This is a genomic window from Streptomyces zingiberis (assembly GCF_012034935.1).
Classification (GTDB): Bacteria; Actinomycetota; Actinomycetes; order Streptomycetales; family Streptomycetaceae; genus Streptomyces; species Streptomyces zingiberis.
The window spans coordinates 401,799-420,283 of sequence record NZ_JAATEN010000003.1; the positions used below are offsets into that span (position 1 = coordinate 401,799).

General features: G+C 72.6%; 17 protein-coding genes. 11 read left to right on the forward strand and 6 right to left on the reverse strand.

Features of this window, described 5'->3' with window-relative positions; genetic code table 11:
- Positions 1-34 precede the first annotated feature (34 nt).
- The 3 genes from pstC to pstB are packed head-to-tail and all read left to right on the forward strand — an operon-like array spanning position 35 to position 2,933.
- Positions 35-1,030: a phosphate ABC transporter permease subunit PstC gene (pstC, locus tag HCK00_RS05950; protein WP_168100662.1), complete on the forward strand. Its 996-nt coding sequence runs from the start codon at positions 35-37 to the stop codon at positions 1,028-1,030.
- On the forward strand, positions 1,027-2,103 hold the full coding sequence (pstA, locus tag HCK00_RS05955) for a phosphate ABC transporter permease PstA (RefSeq protein WP_168100663.1): 1,077 nt from the start codon (positions 1,027-1,029) through the stop codon (positions 2,101-2,103). Before pstC ends, pstA begins: the two co-directional genes overlap by 4 nt.
- Before the next feature lie 53 nt (positions 2,104-2,156).
- Positions 2,157-2,933 carry a phosphate ABC transporter ATP-binding protein PstB gene (gene pstB / locus HCK00_RS05960; RefSeq protein ID WP_168100664.1) on the forward strand — a complete coding sequence of 259 codons (777 nt, stop codon included), beginning with the start codon at positions 2,157-2,159 and terminating at the stop codon, positions 2,931-2,933.
- Positions 2,934-3,214: 281 nt separating this feature from the next.
- On the opposite strand, the gene HCK00_RS05965 is transcribed toward pstB, so the two are convergent.
- Positions 3,215-4,213, reverse strand: coding sequence for an inorganic phosphate transporter (locus HCK00_RS05965; RefSeq protein WP_168100665.1), 999 nt, complete (start codon positions 4,211-4,213; stop codon positions 3,215-3,217).
- A gap of 6 nt (positions 4,214-4,219) precedes the next feature.
- Complete coding sequence (locus HCK00_RS05970) at positions 4,220-4,840, reverse strand: DUF47 domain-containing protein (protein ID WP_168100666.1); 621 nt, start codon at positions 4,838-4,840, stop codon at positions 4,220-4,222.
- A gap of 275 nt (positions 4,841-5,115) precedes the next feature.
- Here HCK00_RS05970 and HCK00_RS05975 point away from each other — a divergent pair, with 275 nt between their 5' ends.
- Positions 5,116-5,418: a metal-sensitive transcriptional regulator gene (locus HCK00_RS05975; protein WP_240965273.1), complete on the forward strand. Its 303-nt coding sequence runs from the start codon at positions 5,116-5,118 to the stop codon at positions 5,416-5,418.
- Positions 5,419-5,464: 46 nt separating this feature from the next.
- On the opposite strand, the gene HCK00_RS05980 is transcribed toward HCK00_RS05975, so the two are convergent.
- From HCK00_RS05980 to HCK00_RS06000, 4 genes are all read right to left on the reverse strand, one after another.
- Complete coding sequence (locus tag HCK00_RS05980) at positions 5,465-5,659, reverse strand: hypothetical protein (protein WP_168100733.1); 195 nt, start codon at positions 5,657-5,659, stop codon at positions 5,465-5,467.
- A 172-nt stretch (positions 5,660-5,831) separates the two neighbouring features.
- On the reverse strand, positions 5,832-6,725 hold the full coding sequence (locus HCK00_RS05985; RefSeq protein ID WP_206319959.1) for an SCO4651 family lipoprotein: 894 nt from the start codon (positions 6,723-6,725) through the stop codon (positions 5,832-5,834).
- Between the two features lie 416 nt (positions 6,726-7,141).
- Positions 7,142-7,849, reverse strand: a complete 708-nt coding sequence (locus tag HCK00_RS05995; RefSeq protein WP_168100668.1) for a phosphatase PAP2 family protein — start codon at positions 7,847-7,849, stop codon at positions 7,142-7,144.
- A 344-nt stretch (positions 7,850-8,193) separates the two neighbouring features.
- Positions 8,194-9,192 carry a C40 family peptidase gene (locus HCK00_RS06000; protein WP_168100669.1) on the reverse strand — a complete coding sequence of 333 codons (999 nt, stop codon included), beginning with the start codon at positions 9,190-9,192 and terminating at the stop codon, positions 8,194-8,196.
- A 300-nt stretch (positions 9,193-9,492) separates the two neighbouring features.
- Between HCK00_RS06000 and HCK00_RS06005 the strand changes: the two genes are divergently transcribed.
- The 7 genes from HCK00_RS06005 (at position 9,493) to HCK00_RS27375 (ending at position 18,137) form a co-directional block, all read left to right on the forward strand.
- A complete protein-coding gene (locus HCK00_RS06005; protein ID WP_168100670.1) occupies positions 9,493-9,693 on the forward strand; it encodes a DUF397 domain-containing protein in 201 nt (66 codons plus the stop codon).
- Positions 9,694-10,178: 485 nt separating this feature from the next.
- Positions 10,179-10,487, forward strand: a complete 309-nt coding sequence (locus tag HCK00_RS06010) for a DUF8827 family protein (RefSeq protein WP_168100735.1) — start codon at positions 10,179-10,181, stop codon at positions 10,485-10,487.
- A gap of 383 nt (positions 10,488-10,870) precedes the next feature.
- On the forward strand, positions 10,871-11,740 hold the full coding sequence (locus tag HCK00_RS06015; RefSeq protein ID WP_168100671.1) for a DUF8175 domain-containg protein: 870 nt from the start codon (positions 10,871-10,873) through the stop codon (positions 11,738-11,740).
- Positions 11,730-12,998 (forward strand): hypothetical protein, encoded by a 1,269-nt coding sequence (locus HCK00_RS06020; protein ID WP_168100672.1) that lies wholly within the window; start codon positions 11,730-11,732, stop codon positions 12,996-12,998. Before HCK00_RS06015 ends, HCK00_RS06020 begins: the two co-directional genes overlap by 11 nt.
- Positions 12,995-14,545 carry an SCO6880 family protein gene (locus tag HCK00_RS06025; RefSeq protein ID WP_168100673.1) on the forward strand — a complete coding sequence of 517 codons (1,551 nt, stop codon included), beginning with the start codon at positions 12,995-12,997 and terminating at the stop codon, positions 14,543-14,545. The genes HCK00_RS06020 and HCK00_RS06025 overlap by 4 nt, the downstream gene beginning before the upstream one ends.
- 9 nt (positions 14,546-14,554) lie before the next feature.
- Entirely contained in the window at positions 14,555-15,982 is a 1,428-nt protein-coding gene (locus HCK00_RS06030; RefSeq protein WP_168100674.1) for an ATP-binding protein, read from the forward strand.
- A gap of 19 nt (positions 15,983-16,001) precedes the next feature.
- Positions 16,002-18,137 (forward strand): hypothetical protein, encoded by a 2,136-nt coding sequence (locus HCK00_RS27375; protein ID WP_240965274.1) that lies wholly within the window; start codon positions 16,002-16,004, stop codon positions 18,135-18,137.
- Positions 18,138-18,485: the final 348 nt, after the last annotated feature.

An 18,485-nucleotide genomic window follows, 5' to 3' on the forward strand; every position in this document is an offset into this window, starting at 1 on the left:
GCCAGGGGAACCTCCCCACCAGACCGGAGCCATCATGAACCCACCCACCTCCACGGCGCCCCCGCCGGCGCCGCTTCCACCGCAGCCGGCCGCGAAGGGCGGGGCCACCCGCCCCGGGGACCGGATCTTCGTCGGGCTCTCCCGGGGCTCGGGCGTGCTGCTGCTGGTGATCATGGCCGCCATCGCGGTCTTCCTCACCTACCGCGCCTACATCGCGATCTCCGACAACCAGGCGAACTTCCTCACCGCCTTCGAGTGGAACCCGCAGGGGCAGCCCCCGCAGTTCGGCATCGCGATCCTCGCCTACGGCACCGTGGTCAGCTCGATCATCGCCATGGCCATCGCGGTGCCCATCGCCGTGGGCATCGCCCTGTTCGTCTCCCACTACGCCCCGCGCCGGATGGCCTCCCCGCTGGCGTACGTGATCGACCTGCTCGCCGCCGTCCCCAGCATCGTCTACGGCCTGTGGGGCGCGCTGGTGCTGGTGCCGTACCTCGACGGCATGAACAGCTGGCTCGACCAGTACCTCGGCTGGACCTACATCTTCGAGAAGACCTCCAGCGGTCCCGCCCGCAACCTCTTCACCGTCGGCATCCTGCTCGCCGTGATGATCCTGCCCGTCATCACCAACGTGACCCGCGAGGTGTTCCTGCAGGTTCCGCGGGCGCACGAGGAGGCCGCGCTGGCGCTCGGCGCCACCCGCTGGGAGGTCATCCGGATGTCGGTGCTGCCCTTCGGCCGCTCCGGCATCATCAGCGCCTCCATGCTGGGGCTGGGCCGCGCGCTCGGCGAGACGATGGCCGTGGCCACCGTCCTCTCCCCGAGCTTCCTCTTCTCCGGCCATCTGCTGGACCCGGGCGGCGGCACGTTCGCCCAGAACATCGCCGCCAAGTTCAACGAGGCCAACGAGTACGGCCGGGACGCGCTCATCGCCTCCGGCCTCGTGCTGTTCGTCATGACCCTGATCGTCAACGGCGCGGCCCGGATGATCATCGCCCGCCGCAAGGAGTACTCGGGGGCCAACGCATGAGCCACACCGTCATGGACCGGGCGCCGGCCACCGAGGCCCCCGCCCCCCGCTCCCTCGCCCACCGGCGGCTGCCGCGCTGGGCGCCCGCCGCCCTCGCGGTGGCCTCCGCCGCTCTCGGCGCGGGGATCGGCCTGGCCGCGGGCTTCGAGAGCCGGGTGCAGTGGGGGCTGATCGCGGCCCTGCTCTTCGTCGTCTCCACCTACGCGGTGACCACGGCCGTCGAGGGGTCCCGGCAGGCGAAGGATCGTATCGCCACCAGTGTCGTCTGGGTCTGCTTCGTCCTCGCGGTGGTGCCGCTGGCCTCCCTCGCGTGGACGACCGTCGAGCGCGGCTCCCGCATCCTCGACGGCTACTTCCTCAGCCACTCCATGGCCGGGCTGAACCAGAACACCCCCGGCGGCGGCATCTACCACGCGCTGATCGGCACCCTGGAGCAGGTCGGCATCGCGACCCTCATCGCCGTGCCGATCGGCCTGCTGACCGCGATCTACCTGGTCGAGTACGGCCGGGGCCGGCTGGCGCAGGCCGTCACCTTCTTCGTGGACGTCATGACCGGCATCCCGTCGATCGTCGCCGGCCTGTTCATCCTCTCCACCTGGGTGCTGACCTTCGGCATGGGGCCCTCCGGCTTCGCCGGCTCGCTGGCCCTGACCATCTTGATGATGCCGGTCGTCGTCCGGTCCACCGAGGAGATGCTCAAGCTCGTCCCGAACGAGCTGCGCGAGGCGTCGCTGGCCCTCGGCGTCCCCAAGTGGCGGACGATCCTCAAGGTCGTGCTGCCCACCGCGATCGGCGGCATCACCACCGGCGTGATGCTGGCGGTCGCGCGCATCGCGGGTGAGACGGCGCCGGTACTGCTGCTGGTCCTGGGCAGTTCGTTCATCAACAACGACCCCTTCGACGGCACCCAGGCCTCGCTGCCGCTCTACGTGTACCAGGAGTACATGCTCGGCACCCCGCACTCCTACGACCGGGCCTGGGGCGCCGCGCTCGTGCTGATCATCTTCGTGATGGTCCTCAACCTGGTCGCCCGGGCCATCGCCCGCTGGAAGGCTCCCGCGACGGGCCGTTGACCCACCGAAGCGGCTCCGTGCCCGGGGCCATCCACACGATTGCGAGCAACACCATGGCCAAGCGCATCGACATCAGCGGCCTCAGCGCCTACTACGGCGGTCACAAGGCGATCGAGGACATCTCGATGACCGTCGAACCCCGCTCCGTGACGGCCTTCATCGGCCCGTCCGGCTGCGGCAAGTCCACCTTCCTCCGCACCCTCAACCGCATGCACGAGGTGACCCCCGGCGGCCGGGTCGAGGGCAAGGTGCTGCTGGACGACGAGGACCTCTACGGATCGCAGGTCGACCCCGTCGCGGTCCGCCGCACCGTCGGCATGGTCTTCCAGCGCCCCAACCCCTTCCCGACCATGTCGATCTACGACAACGTGGCGGCCGGCCTGCGGCTGGGCGGTTCGTACAGGAAGAGCGAGCTGGACTCCGTGGTGGAGAAGTCGCTGCGGGGCGCCAACCTCTGGAACGAGGTCAAGGACCGGCTGAACAAGCCCGGTTCGGGCCTCTCCGGCGGCCAGCAGCAGCGGCTGTGCATCGCCCGCGCCATCGCCGTCGAGCCGCAGGTGCTGCTGATGGACGAGCCCTGCTCCGCCCTCGACCCGATATCCACCCTCGCCATCGAGGACCTGATCGGCGAGCTCAAGGAGCGCTTCACGATCGTCATCGTGACGCACAACATGCAGCAGGCGGCGCGGGTCTCGGACCGCACGGCCTTCTTCAACCTGGCGGCCGTGGGCAAGCCGGGGAAGCTCATCGAGATCGACGAGACCGAGCGGATCTTCTCCAACCCCTCGGTCCAGGCCACCGAGGACTACATCTCCGGCCGCTTCGGCTGAGAACGGCCGGCCCGGGGGCCGTGGCGGCTCAGTTCCGTCCGGCCCTGACGGGGCTGTTCCTCCGGCCCTCCCGGGCCGGAAATCGTCCCCGCGGTGCTGCATGGCGGTGCCACCGCGGGGCCGCAGGGCCCGCCCCCGGCGCACGGGGGCGGGCCCACTCCCGTGTCCGGGACGCCGCCATCGAGGGCAACGGTCACCCCGGAAGCGACGGACCGGCCGGACCGGACCGGGGCCGGCACGAGGCGGAGAAGGGCCGGGGCGGGGACGGGCCGGGGCCGGGATCAGCCCAGGGCGAGTTGGACGGCCCAGAAGGAGAGGGCGGCCACCAGCGCGGCGGCGGGCATCGTGATGAACCAGCCCATGACGATGTTCTTGGCGACACCCCAGCGCACGGCCTTGAGCCGGCGGGTGGAGCCCACGCCCATGATCGCCGAGGTGATGACGTGGGTGGTGGAGATCGGCGCGTGGAACATGAAGGAGGCCGTGTACATGACGGAGGCGGCCGTGGTCTCCGCGGCGAAGCCCTGCGGCGGGTCGAGCTCGATGATGCGCCGGCCCAGGGTCCGCATGATCCGCCAGCCGCCCGCGTAGGTGCCGAGGGAGAGCATCAGCGCGCAGGAGATCTTCACCCAGACCGGGATCTGGTCGCCGTAGTCCTCCACATCGGCGATGACCAGGGCCATCACCACGATGCCCATGGTCTTCTGCGCGTCCTGGAGACCGTGGCCGAGCGCCATGCCCGCGGCGGACACCGTCTGCGCTATGCGGAAGTGCCGCTTCGACTTGTGCGGGTTGGAGCGACGGAAGAGCCAGAGGATGGCCGTCATCGCCAGATAGCCGAGCCCGAGGCCGACCAGCGGGGAGAGGATCATCGGGATGACGACCTTCTCGACGACGCCCATCCAGTAGACCGCGATGGAACCGGCCAGCGCGGCGCCGACCATGCCCCCGAACAGGGCGTGGCTGGAACTCGACGGCAGACCGAAGTACCAGGTGATCATGTTCCAGACGATCGCGCCGACGAGGGCGGCGAACAGGATCGCCATCCCGCGCGAGCCGCTGGGCGTCTCGATCAGCCCCTGGCTGACCGTCTTGGCCACGCCACTGCCCAGGAAGGCGCCCGCGAGGTTCATCACGGCGGCCATCAGCAGGGCGACCCGCGGGGTCAGCGCGCGGGTGGAGACCGAGGTGGCGATGGCGTTCGCGGAGTCGTGGAAACCGTTGGTGTAGGTGAAACCGAGGGCCACCCCGATGGTGACGATGAGTGCGAAGGTGTCCACCGGGGGTCAGGACTCCTTGACCGCGATCGTCTCGACCGTGTTGGCCACGTGCTCGAAGGCGTCCGCGGCCTCTTCCAGCACGTCCACGATCTGCTTCAGCTTGAGCACGTCCATCGCGTCGTACTTGCCGTCGAACAGGTGCGCGAGCAGCTTGCGGTGGATCTGGTCGGCCTGGTTCTCCAGGCGGTTGACCTCGATCCAGTACTCCGTGAGGTTGGTCATCGTGCGCAGGTTGGGCATCGCCTCGGCGGTGAGTTCCGCCGCCCGCGCCAGCACCTCGATCTGCTGGTCGATGCCCTTCGGCAGGGTCTCGATCTGGTAGAGGACGACCAGGTCGACGGCCTCCTCCATGAAGTCCATGATGTCGTCCAGCGACGAGGCCAGGGAGTAGATGTCCTCGCGGTCGAACGGCGTGATGAAGGAGGAGTTCAGCTGGTGGAAGATGGCGTGGGTGGCGTCGTCCCCGGCGTGCTCCGCCGCCCGCATCCGGTCGGCGATCTCACCCCGGGCGGAGGGTTCCGCGCCGAGCAGTTCCATCAGGAGCTTGGAGCCGGTGACGATGTTGTCCGCGGAGGCGGCGAACATGTCGTAGAAGCTCGTCTCCCTGGGGGTCAGACGAAAGCGCACGGCGGGTTCCTCAGGGGTGCGATAGGGGACTGGGCCGATGCTAAACGCATCTTTCCGGCCACTGCTAGCCGGTCGTCTTCGATGACGGCCACGGGACAGCGTACCCACCCCGGGCACCGGGAATCGGGCCCCAACTCCGGTAGTCTATACCGGGCAGGGGTATATGGACCTGGTACGCCGCTTTTGCCGGGACCGGACCGGTTCGCCAGGGAACGAGACAGGACCCCCGCCGCGCACCGGCGGACGGGACCGCGGGAGACAGCGGGAGGACGGCCATGACAGCCACCGGGACCGGCGTGCACGGCTACAGCGCGCAGAAGGACCAGCACCTCAAGCGGCTCCGCCGGATCGAGGGGCAGATCCGCGGCCTCCAGCGCATGGTCGAGGAGGACGTCTACTGCATCGACATACTCACCCAGGTGTCCGCGTCCACCAAGGCGCTCCAGTCCTTCGCCCTCCAGCTCCTGGAGGAGCACCTGCGCCACTGCGTGGCGGCCGCGGCCGCCGAGGGCGGCGCGGAGACCGACGCCAAGGTGGCCGAGGCGACCGCCGCCATCGCCCGCCTGCTCCGCACCTGACGCCGCGCGCCCCCGGCCGAGCCGGCGGTCCGGCGGCCCCTCCGCGTCACTCGCCCCGCCGGGCGACACTGCGGGGCCGCCGGACCGCCGGCTCGGCCCCCACCTCCAGCACCTCGTCGATCCGGTCCGGGCTGAGCCGCTCCTCCACCGCCGCCGAAGCCGCGATCATCAGTTCCCCGCACAGCTCGATCTCGGCGAGGGCGAGATGGTCGTGAACCCTCCGCGTGATGTGGCAGGACATCGACACCCGTGTCACCTCCTCCTCCACGAGCTCCACCCGTTCGTCCGCGCTCAGCCCAGCGTAGGGAGCCGGACACGGTACGCGCATGGCACGGACGGACCATTTCCACCGGCCCCGCCGGGTGGCCCGCCCCCGGCCGGCGGGGCCGGGCCGCGCCTTTCCCGGCCGCCGCTCAGGGCGCGGTGACGGCGATCGTCCCCGCGTAGATGGCCTCCTCCGGCGGGAGCCGGACGTCCACCCGGGCGCCGAAGCCGTGCAGTACCGTCACCGACACCACCTGCAACTCGGCCGCGCCCGGCGGCGCGGCGGAGAAGGTGAAGCGGTGCCGTACCTCCCGCAGCCGTCCGAAGTCGTCCAGGAAGACGTCGAACGGCACGGTGCTGGTCCGGAACCCCCGCGCCGCCGCGAGAAGCGCCCCCCGCGCGTGGGACGCCTTCTGAGCGGCCCGGCGGATGTCCGCCGTCCCACGGTAATGACGGACGCGGGCGCCGTCGCGTTCCGCCCGGCCCTCGCCGACGTAGGTCACCTCGCGGGTGCCGCGCAGCAGTTCCGCCGCCGCCAGCGGGTCGGTGGCGCCCCCCGTCACCAGATTGCCGTCGGCCAGCGAGGCCGTGTGGATCCGCACCCACTTGTCGGGCGGGACGCCCGCGCCCCGGTTCTTCAGGTACACCTCGCCGGGGACGAGGAGTTCGGTGACCGGGCGGTGCCCCGCCTCCCCCGCCGCGTCCCCGGGGAGCACCACGCGGAGCCGGCCACGCCGCGCGGCGAAGTCGAAGACGCCGGAGCCGCGGATGGTGACCCGGGTGCCCCCGGTGGCCGATTCCAGTGAGGTCCGCGCCCGGGAACTGCCCGAGCGCACCAGGACGTCGGCGGCGCGCTGCACGCGCGCCAGATCGCCGGCGGCGGAGGGTTCGGCCGCGACCGAGAGGTCCCCGCCGCCGGGCGCGGAACAGCCCGCCGCCGGACCCGCCGCCAAGGCGGCCGCCAGGCCGAGGGCGAGCGTCCCGCGCCCGCGCCGCCGGCCGTGGAGCCGTTCCCTCCGCCGTCCGTGCCGCTGCACCACCATCGGCTGCGCACCCCCAGGAGACCGCGGTGTTCGGTGTCTCCCCTAACGACCGCTCCGGCCGCCCGTCACGGCGGTACGGTGGTGCGGTGCGAGGGCGAACTCCCGGGGACCCACCCGGGCAGGACGGGGACCACCGGACGGAGACCGGCGAGCGCGGGGCCTTCGCCCTGGCGCGCTGTTCCTGCGGCTGGGCCGGGCCGGCCCGGCGGGCGCGGGACCGCGCGCGGGCTGACGCGGAGGCCCACAGCGGCGCGCCGCCCACGGACTGAGGTGGCGGGCGCGGACCGAAGCGGCGGGCACGGCCCGGGGAGCCGCACCGGCGCCGGGCCGAGGGGCCGGGCGGCCCGGACGGCCTGCGACCCCGATGGCCCCGCCCCGGTCACGGGCCGGACGGGCGGTGCCGGCCCGGGCCTGGTTCAGGCCGCGAGGTTGCGCTCGCGGTCCTCCGCCGACGGCGACCCCGGCTCGCCGCCCTCCGGCCGCGTCCCCCGCGCCTGGACCAGCCAGCCGGCCCGGGAGCCGGCGACGGTGCGCATCAGCGGCGTGAGCATGGCCAGCGCGAGCGGGGCGAGCAGCAGGGTCACGGCGGTGCCGAGGGCGAAGCCGCCGATCACGTCGGTGGGGTAGTGCACGCCCATGTAGATCCGGCTGACGCCGGCCACCACGGCCAGCACAATCGCCGCCAGCCCGAACTTGCGGTGGACGACGAAGATGCCGACGGCCAGCGCCATGGCGAGCGTCGAGTGGTCGCTGACGAAGGAGTAGTCGGTCTTCCCCTGGATCAGCACCTCGAGCCCCTGGTGGTCGAGGAAGGGCCGCGGCCGTTCGACGAAGTTGCGGATGGGGATGTTGGCCAGCAGCGCCAGGCCCGTCGCGAGCGGGGCCCAGACCAGGCCGGCCACCGCCGCCGGGGCGTCCGGCCGCTTCCTGACGACCCACCAGCAGCCCAGGAGGAGGAGCAGCACACCGAAGACGGTGCCGTACTCGCCGAACCACTCCATCGCCTGGTCGAACCAGTGCGGCGTGGCGGCGGTCAGGCCGTTGATGTCGTAGAGCAGTTCCACGTCCGGGCCCGCGTCCCCCGTGGTCTCCGCCACCGGCGACCCCGCCTCCAGTCCAGCCATGTGACCCGGCCCCTTGTCTCTAGCGCTCACTCATGTCCGTCGATCCACCGCCCCCGTGTGCGCCCCCGTACGGGACCCCTTGGTGAGAGGGGTCGTCTCCGGCACGTCCCGGTCCGGGAACGGAGGGGACCTGCCGGGTGTTCCGCCCTCCACCCAACGGCCATCAGGCCGTTACCGAAGGGTGATCCGCCGCCGCGGGGGCCCGCCGCCGCCCGGCGGCGCGGCCCCGGTACGGAACGTTCCGGAGGGCGGCCGCGCACGTCACTCTACGGGCCGTCAGCCGCCATCCGCGCGGCGCCCGCCCGCGACGCGGCCTTCCGGCGCGCGCCACCCCCCGTACGGCGCTACGCGGTGTCCCGCGAGGGCAGGGCCGCGGCCCCGTCGCTGGTCACCCGGGTGGCGCCGAAGTAGTCCGGGGTGTCGATCGAGTCATAGCGGATGGTCGCGCCGGTATAGGGCGCGTTGATCATTTTTCCGCCGCCCACGTAGATCCCCACGTGCCGGATGGCCCGCGAGTTGGCCAGGTCGTCCGAGAAGAAGACCAGGTCGCCGGGGAGCAGTTCGTCCCGCGAGGGGTGCGGGCCGGCGTTGTACTGGTCGTTGGCCACCCGCGGCAGCTCGATGCCGACGCTCGCGTACGCCGCCTTGGTCAGCCCGGAGCAGTCGAACCGCCCGCCGTGCTCCGGCGTGCCGTTGCCGCCCCAGAGGTACGGGGTGCCGAGCTTGTCCTGGGCGTAGTAGATCGCGCCGGAGGCCTGCCGCGAGGCCGGCACCGTGCTCACCGGGGCCTCGAAGCTCTTGGCGAGGGTCGTGATCCGCTTGACGTAGTTGCGCGTCTCCTCGTACGGCGGCACGCCGCCGTACTTGATCACCGCGTACGGGCCCGCGTTGTAGGCCGCGAGCATGTTCTCCGTGAGGTCCCCCGGCACGCCCTTGACGGCCTCGGCCAGCGAACAGTCGTAGGCGGCGGCGGACGGGATGGCGTCCTCGGGGTCCCAGACGTCGGCCTTGCCGTCCTGGTTGGCGTCCTTGCCGTGCGCCGCCCAGGTGCCCGGGATGAACTGGGCGATGCCCTGGGCCGCCGCCGGGCTCTGGGCCTTGGGGTTCCAGCCGCTCTCCTGGTACAGCTGCGCCGCCAGCAGCGCCGGGCTGACCGCCTCGCAGGTCTGGCCCGCCTCGGCCACCAGGGCGTGGTACGCCGGCGGGACGGACCCCTCCTGCAACGCCGCCTTGGGACCGCCGAGCAGCTGGGAGGCGGCCGTGTAGGTACCGACCACCACCAGCGCGAGGAAGCACGAGATCAGCCCGAACCCGACACCGACGCCCAGCCAGACCTTCCGCATGCCACCGCCCCTCCCATTCCTGCCCCCGGCCCCGGTCCCGTTCAACCTCCGTGGAACCGGCGGATGTTCGACGCTGAACGGTACCCGTGCGCCGTCCCGTGCGCGACGGCGCACCGGGGGTCATACCCGAACACCAGGGCGCATGACCAGGAGCACGGGGGCAGATCACGGGGTTCCCCCTTGACCGGGAAACCGGCGGCGCGGTCCCATTCCGGAGGGACCGGCACCGGGACCGGCGGCCGGGAGGCGCGGCCGGCCATCCGGGCCGACGGCACGTCAGATGGACGGGAAGGGAGCATCATGCCGGAACTCGTCTGGCAGCGGCCGAGCTTCGTGGACGACACGCACGGGGAGTACCTGGAGGTGGCCGTGGGGCCCGAGGGGATGGTCCACATCAGGCAGAACACCCACCCCGACAGGATCGTGAGCACCACGCCGGCCAAGTGGGAGGCCTGGGTGAAAGGCGTCAAGGCGGGTGAGTTCGACCACTTCGTAGACTAGTCGGCGGCTGACGGCCGGCCGGCACGTGGCTGACAGGTGGCTGACGGGTGGCCGACCGCCGCCTGATCGGCGCCCGTTGACGGCTGACGGACACCTGGCGGGGACTGAAGAAACCGGCAGGGACCGGCAGGGACCTGACCGAGCGCCACGGGGAACGACAGAAGCCGACGGAGACCGACACGGGCCGACACAGACCGACAGAGCACGGCGGATTGCGACACGATGCGACCGGGCGCGATCCGGAACGATCGGTCCCACCACGGACCGTTGCCGCCCACCACCTAACGTGATACACAGAGTGACGATTCGGGGCCACACCGGCACCGGGCGTCCGCCCGATTGCCGGGCACCCGGAGATTCACACGGGATCCGCCAAGATTTGCCGTCAAGGCGACGACCACCGGTGGAATCGTCAGCGAAGATAGAGGGAGCCCTGCCGTCCGGCAGGGGGACACAACTACCCACTAGGGGCGGTGAGTTTCACAATGTTCCTGGCAGCCGAAGAGGGCGACATCACCACGATCATCGGCGGCATCGCCCCCGACTGGGGGCCGTTCGGATCCTTGGGCAACGAGGCCCGCGTCATGATCGAAGTCGTGATGGCGATCGCGATCCTGCTCTGCCTCGGCATCGCCATCTGGGGCGCCGCCAAGCAGCGCATCGGGGCCACGGCGCTGCGCGACACCTTCAGCGCGGAGCAGGGCAAGGGGCTGATCGTCGCCGGTCTCACCGGCGTCTTCATCATCGGCTCCCTCGGGACCTTGTTCACCATCGTCTACGGCATGGCCGTCTAGCACCCGTTCACGGCAGGGCCGTCCGGCACCGGGCGGCCGTCCCCCGTCCCCGCGCCCGTGCCCCGGCCCGGTCCCCCGGCCCCCGGATCCCCCGTCCGGCGGGGGAACGGCCCGCCGGGCCGCACCGTCCCACCGTCCACCGCGCCCACCGGCAGAGGTTGCGTCCTTCTGATGTCCAGTCACCACACCCCGCCCGGGGCCGAGCCGCCGGGACCGGGACCGCACCACCGCCGTCCCCGCCTTGCCCCCGGCACGTGCCGTGACGGGCGGGCCGCGGCGGTCCGGCGGGCGCTGCCGGCCGCGCCGGCAGGGCCGTTCCGGGCGGCCGCTCCGGTGTTGCCACTCCCGGCCCCCTCCGAGCGGGGCGAGAGGGCGTGGCACGGATGAGCCAGGGTGACGGCGGGCCCCGCGACGACTACGGCTCCTACGCCGGTTACGGCGACTACCCCTCCGATGGGCCCGGCGGCCACCGGACCCGTACCCGGCTGCCCGACGAACCCGGCGGCGGGTACGGCGGGCAACGGCACCCGGCCCGCCCGTCGCGCGGGCTGATCGGCGTCGTCGGTGTGATCGTGCTGCTGATCGCCGCCATCGCCTTCGCCAACCGCGGCGGGGGCGAGGGGGACGGCGGCTCGGGAGGCGGCGGCAAGGGCGGCCCGGCGGCGCGCCCGACGGCACCCACCGGCGAGCGCCCGGTCACGGGCTCGGAGGCGGGCATCGCCACGGGCTTCCCGCGCACGGAACAGGGGGCGGAGTCGGCGGCTGCCAACTACGCGGTCGCCCTCGGCGGCGACGGGATGTTCCGCGAGGACACCCGGCAGACGGTCATAGAGACCATCGCCGCCCCCTCGGCGCGCGACAAGATGGTCCGGGACATGAACCGTGCCTACACCGCGAGCTTCCTGGAGAAGGTCGGCCTGGAGGCGGACGGCTCCGCCCCCGGGGGCATGACCTTCGTCAGCCGCACCGTCCCGGTCGGGACCCAGCTCACCGATTACAGCGATCGGGAAGCCACCGTGGCGGTCTGGGCCAGCAGCCTCTTCGGCCTCGCCGGAGAGGGCTCCACCAGACCCGTCTCGGACGGCTGGTTCACCATCACCCTGAAGCTGACGTGGTCCGGTGGGGACTGGAAGGTCGCGTCGCACTCCCAGAAGAGCGGACCGGCTCCGGTGCGCAGCGACGCCACCGCGTCGGGAGCCGAGGAGATCGCCGAGGCGGTCGAGGGGTACGGAGGATTCACCTATGCCCGCTGAACGCCGACGACGGGCTCTCAGGGCCGTCTCCTTGCTGGTGGGCGCGCCGGCGGCCGTGCTGGTACTGGCCGGACGGGCCGCGGCCGACCCCGAACCCGACCCCGACCTCTGTTCGGAGATTCCCGGCCGGGCCGGTGACTTCTGCGAGGGCGAAGGCGGCGGCTCGAACAGCCCCGCCGACATCGCCAACCCCCTCGACCCCCTCTCCTCCCTCGCGAAGGGGTGCGCCGAGGCCGCCGCCTTCGTCGTCGACAAGCTCTCCGAAGCGGTCGAGAAGACCACCCAGGTGGACTTCACCAACCCGCAGTTCCTCCAGCAGTACGCCGTCGTCTTCGCGGTCTCCGCGTTCCTCACCCTGCTGCTGTGGCTGTTCGCCGTCGCCAAGCGGGCGATCCGCGGGGTGCCGTTCACGGAAGCGATCACCGAGGCGGTCGGCTTCCTCTGGCTGACGGTGCTGGCCTCCGCCTTCACCCCGCTGATCCTCTACACGGTGGTGTCCGCGACGGACGGCCTGACCCAGGTCATCGCCTCCGGCACCAGCGAGGACACCGACATGTTCTTCGGCTCCTTCGCGGAGGCGCTGAAGAAGGGCGAGGACATCGGCGGCGGCCCGATCATGCTGATCATCGTCAGCCTGGTCTCCGTGCTCGCGGCGGGCATCCTCTACCTCGAACTCGTCATCCGCGCGGCGCTGCTGTACGCGGGCGCCCTGCTCGGCGTGGTCGTCTATGCCGGGCTGGTCGACAAGAACATGTGGGGCCACGTCCGCCGCTGGGCGGGCATCATGATCGCCGTGATCCTGGTGAAGCCCGTCATCGTCATCGTGCTCGGGCTGGCGGGCGCCCTCAGCGCCGGCGAGGGCCCCAACGCCTTCTCCGCGGTGGTGTCCGGACTGGCCATCATCCTGCTGGCGATCTTCGCCAGCGCCATGATCTACCGCTTCGTCCCGGGCTTCGGTGACGACATCGTCTCCGCCCGCACCAACCGCAAGGCGGCCACCGACGGTTCGCAGGCCGCCGCGATGATCTCGTCCCCCGCGGCCCTGGTCAAACAGGGCATCAAGACCCACAGCACCCGCGGTGGCGGCGGCGAGCCCGCCGCCCCGTCCCGGCCCGAGCCCCGGCCCGCCTCCGCGGTGGCCGGGGGCGTGGCCGCCCACAGTTCCCGCGGTGGCGGGAACACCGGCACACCGGCCGCGTCCGCGCCCCGGACGCGCGACCGCGGCACCAGCAATCCCCCAGGAGGTGAGCGGGCGTGACGACGCAGTCCCATCCGATCGCGCCGCGGCGCACGTATCTGATCGGCCGGGCCCGGCCCAACGCGATCATCGGCAAGAACCGGGAGACCGGTGAGATCGCGCTGATCATCGTGGGCGCGTTCCTCGGCATGATGAGCGGCCTGCTGGTCCCCGTGCTGTCGCTGCGGATCGTCCTCCTCACCGGGTTCCCGGCGCTGGCGCTGGCCGCGGTCTACGTGCCCTACCGGCAGCGGACCTTCTACAAGTGGTTCGAGATCCGCCGCTCCTACAAGCGGCAGGTGAAGCGCGGCGCCACCTACCGCTCCTCCGCCGCGGAGGCCGGCACCCGGATCGACGGGCAGGAGGTGGAGATCGGCCCGCCGCCCGGCGTCGGCCGGATCAACTGGCTCGCCGCCCCGTTCGGCCCGGACGAGATCGCCGTGCTGCTCCACGCCGACCGGCGCACGGTCACCGCGGCCATCGAGATCGAGGGACCGGGCGTCGGGCTGCGCGACAGCGAGGACCAGGAGGCGCTGGTCGACCGCTTCGGCACCCTGCTCAAGCATGTCGCCAACGGCGACGGCTTCGTGACCCGCATCCAGATGCTGGCCCGCACCCTCCCCGCCGACCCCGACGCGCACGCCAAGGACGTCGAGCGGCGGGGTGACCGCCGCTCCCCCGAGTGGTTGCAGGACTCCTACGACCAGCTCCAGTCGATGGTGTCCACCTCCTCCGAACAGCACCGCGCCTACCTGGTGGCGTGCATGCACCACAACCGCGAGCTGGCCGCCGAGGCCACCGCCATGGCCCGCGCCGCGCGCGCCGCGGGCCGCGGCCGCCTCGACCGGGACGCCGGGCTGGCCGTCGTCATGGCCCGGGAGCTCACCGACATCTGCGCCCGGCTCGCGGAGGCCGACATCCGGGTCCGGCAGCCGCTCGGCCAGGCCCGGCTCGCGTCCCTCGTGCACTCCATGTACGACCCGGACCACCCCATCGACCACATCCAGGCGATGACGCGGCGGAACGCCTGGCCGGCCGAGCTGGACGCCACCGAGCCCACCTTCCTCCAGGCCAAGACCCGCGAGTCCGCGACCCGGGCCCCCTGGTGCCACGCCACGGCCTGGGTGAAGGAGTGGCCGATGACCCCGGTCGGCGTCAACTTCCTCGCGCCGCTGCTCGTCCACACCCCCGACGTGATCCGCACGGTGGCGGTCTGCATGGACCTGGAGCCCACCGAGGTCGCGATCGAGCGGATGCTGACGGAGAAGACCAACGACGAGGCGGACGCCAGCCGCGCCGCCAAGATGAACCGCACCGTGGACCCGCGGGACATCGCCGCCCACGGCCGGCTCGACCAGCGCGGCGAGGACCTGGCCAGCGGCGCCGCCGGCGTCAACCTGGTCGGTTACCTCACCGTCTCCTCCCGCTCCCCCGAGGCGCTCGCCCGCGACAAGCGCACGATCCGCGCCTCCGCCGGCAAGTCCTACCTCAAGCTGGAGTGGTGCGACCGGGAACACCACCGGGCCTTCGTCAACACCCTGCCCTTCGCGACCGGCATCCGACGTTAGGGGCACCCGATGGATCCGCTGTCCTCCGCGACCGAGGCGTTCACCAGCTTCCTCTTCGGGAAGGTGGAGACGACCCGGCTGCCCGTGCGCACCTCCACCGGCCAGGCCCAGGCCGTCTATCTGCCGACGGCGGCCCCCGGCCTGGGCGACTCCGGTGTGATCATCGGCCGGGAGGTGTACTCCGGCAAGGGCTACATCTACGACCCCTTCCAGCTCTACGGCCAGCAACTGCCCGCCCCGCACTGGCTGGTCCTGGGCGAGTCCGGCAACGGCAAGTCGGCCCTGGAGAAGACCTACGTCCTGCGTCAGCTCCGCTTCCGGGACCGCCAGGTCGTCGTCCTGGACGCGCAGGGCGAGGACGGCGTCGGCGAGTGGAACCTCATCGCGGAGCAGCTCGGGATCACGCCCATCCGGCTGGACCCCACCTCCGCCATCAACGACGGCATACGCCTCAACCCGCTCGACCCGTCCATCACCTCCACGGGTCAGCTCGCCCTGCTCCGCACCATCATCGAGGTGGCGCTGGGGCACGGCCTGGACGAGCGCTCCGGCTTCGCGCTGAAGGTCGCCCACGGCTACGTGCGCGACACCATCACCGGCCGCCAGCCCGTCCTGATGGACATCGTCGAGCAACTGCGCCACCCCAAGCCGGAGTCGGCGCACGCCATGAACGTGGCGCTGGAGGACGTCCGCGCCTGGGGCCTGGACGTGGCCCTCGTCCTCGACCGGCTCGTCGACGGCGACCTGCGCGGCATGTTCGACGGACCGACCACCGTCGGCATCGACCTCGACGCCCCGCTGATCGTCTTCGACCTCTCCCACATCGACCGCAACTCCATCGCCATGCCGATCCTCATGGCCATCGTCGGTGTCTGGCTGGAGCACACCTGGATCCGCCCCGACCGGGTCAAGCGCATCTTCCTGGTGGAGGAGGCGTGGCACATCATCAACTCCCCGTTCGTGGCGCAGCTCTTCCAGCGGCTGCTGAAGTTCGGCCGCCGGCTCGGGCTGTCCTTCGTCGCCGTCGTCCACCACCTCTCCGACGTCGTCGACGGCGCCGCCGCCCGGGAGGCCGCGGCCATCTTGAAGATGGCCTCCACCCGCACCATCTACGCCCAGAAGACCGACGAGGCGCGGGCTACGGGCCGGGTGCTCGGCCTGCCCCGCTGGGCCGTCGAGATCATCCCCACGCTCACCCCCGGCATCGCCGTCTGGGACGTCAACGGCAATGTGCAGGTCGTCAAACACCTGATCACCGAGGCCGAACGTCCCCTGGTCTACACGGACCGCGCGATGACCGAGTCCTCCGCACCGAGCGAGCAGGCCCTCGCCCTGGAGCTGGCCGCCGAGGCCGAGGCCGAGGAACGGGCCGCGCTCGCCATGGAGCAGCAGCTCGCCGACGGGGTGGTCGGCCACCCCGGGTCCACCGTCGCCTGACCGGACCAGGAGCACGCCGATGACGGAAGGGCACCCCGGCGCCGGGAGACGGGCGGGAAACGGCGGAGGCGGCATCCCCGACGGGCTGCTGGTCGGCCTGCTCGGCTTCCTGGTGACGCTGACCGTGCTGGTGTGGTCCGCCGCCCGGATCTCAGGCCTGCTGGCCCACGGCTCCTGGCCCTCCGGCGTGGGCTTCACCCGGACGCCCCTGGCGGCACGGCGGCTGGTGGGGGACCCCGCGGACCTGGCTGCCGCCTGGCCGGAGGCGGCGGGGCAGCTGTCCGGGCCGGGACTCTTCTGGGGCATTCTCATCGGCGAGCTGATGGTGCTCACGGTGCTGGTGGTGTTCGTCCTCGGCACCGTCTCCCGCGGGCGCGCCACGCGCCGCGCCCGCCGCCTGGGCTCCCGCCCTGCCGCGCCACCGTCCGAGGGCTCCACGGGCGCCACTCAGGCCCCTGGGGCCCCCGGCGGCAGCGACCACCGGGGCGGTTCCGCGGACACCCGCAAGGAACGGGCCGGCGACGCCGCGGCGCGGGCGTTCACCGCCGAGCGGCAGCAGCCCACCACGCCCCGGGAGCGGCATCCCGGGGGCGGGCCACCGGAGCACTCCGGGGGCGGCGCCGAGGGTGACGCCGTCCCCACCGCTCCCCCGTTGACGTCCCCGTCAGCGTCGGCACCGACGGCAGCGGGATCGGCGGGGCCGATGGCAGCGGCAGTGCCGCCCGCGGGGCCCGCCGGGCACCCGGACGCGTCCGTTCCGGGGGGACCGGCCTCCGGTCCCTTCCCGGGGCTCAACCGGCCGGCCGGCGCGCCGTACCCCGGTGGCCCGGAAAGCCCCGCGGGCCCGGCCACGGCGCGGGCGGAGGCGGGGGGAGGGGCGGCCTCCCCCGGCGGGTCTTGGGGCCCGGCGACCGGCCCGGGCTCCGGCTCCGGCTCCGGCTCCGGCTCCGGCTCCGGCTCCGGCTCCGGCTCCGGGGAGACTCTCCCGGGAACGGGCGACGCACACGCCTGGATGCCGGCGCAGGATGGCGGACCACCACCCCACGGGCAGCACGGGCAGCACGGGCACGGACTCGCGACCGGACCATACGGGCCAGGCCTGGTGCCCCCGTCCGAGCCGCACGGCGGCGTTCCGGCCACCGCGTTCCCCGCCCCCCAGGAGCCATGGCGCTCCGGCCCGTTTCCGCCCCCTGGGGACGGAAGCACCGCCGCCTGCGCCGTCACCCAGGGGGCGCACTTCCTCGGGCTCGACTCGGCGGAGAGCCGTCACCGCCTGGCCGTTCGTGCCGTCACCGGGGCACCGGGGCCTGCGCTGGTCGTCACCTCCGATCCCGGGCTGTGGGCCGAGACCAGGGACGCCCGCGCCAAGCTGGGCCCCGTCCATCTCTACGACCCGGCGCAGCGCGTCGACGGCCCGGGCCGTCTGCGCTGGTCGCCGGTGGGCGGTTGCGCGTCCCGTGAGACGGCGGCGGCCAGGGCGGCGGCCCTGCTGGCGCCCGTACGCCCCCAGAACGCCCTGGACTCCGCCGTGGCCGACGCGGCGGAGACCCTGCTGCGCTGCTGGCTGCACGCCGCGGCCGTGGACGACCGGCCCGTCCGTCAGGTCCACCGCTGGTCCTCGGGGCACTCCGCGCACGAGCCCGTCCGCATCCTCCGGACCCATCGTCACGCGGCACCGGGCGCGGCCGGCGAGCTGGAGGCCACGCTCACCGCCTATCCCGAACGGCGCGACCTGGCGCTGGCGCTGACGGCCCGTGCGCTGTCCGCCCTCTCCTCGGTCCACATCCGTAACGCGTGTAATCCGACCCGGGCTGATTCGCTCGCGGTGGAGTCATTCGTCGCCGAAGGGGGAACGCTTTACCTTGTGGGTGAGGCGATCGAGGACCCTCGCAGCCAGCCGGGTGCGATGCCGTTCCTGACCGCCCTTGCCGCAAACGTGGTCGAGCTCGGCCGCCGCATGGCCGAACGGTCATCCGCCGGCCGGCTCGACCCACCACTTGCCGTCGTCCTCGACGACGTGGCCCGGGTCGCCCCCATCCCCCAGTTCCCCGATCTCCTCGACCGGGGCGCCGAACGGGGCATGCCCACCCTGGCGTTGCTCCGTTCCCGGGAGCAGGCGCGCGCCCGCTGGCCGCGCCGCTTCGCCGGCGGCTGAGCCCCGGGGGATACCGGGGCGGCGAGGCCCAGCCCGAACCGCTGCTGCGGACAGCCGCCGCACGGCCCGCCTCGCGCGCTCTACGCCGCGCGACTGCGCCCTCAGGGGCCGCGAAACGACAGAGGCCCCGGCGCGGTAGGGGCAGGCAGGCAGCAGGCCAGGCGTCCGCCGAGCGCGGCGACAGACGCAGCCCGAGCACGCACCGCAGGGCGGGCTCGGGCTGCCCCCTCTCCCCCGGTGGACGAGCGAAGAGCATGCTCCACCGCGTCGGACCCATGTGCCGACGCTTCGCGGTGTGTGCCGGCGGCAACGGTTGACGACGCCGAAAGCGAACCCGTCCCCGGAAAT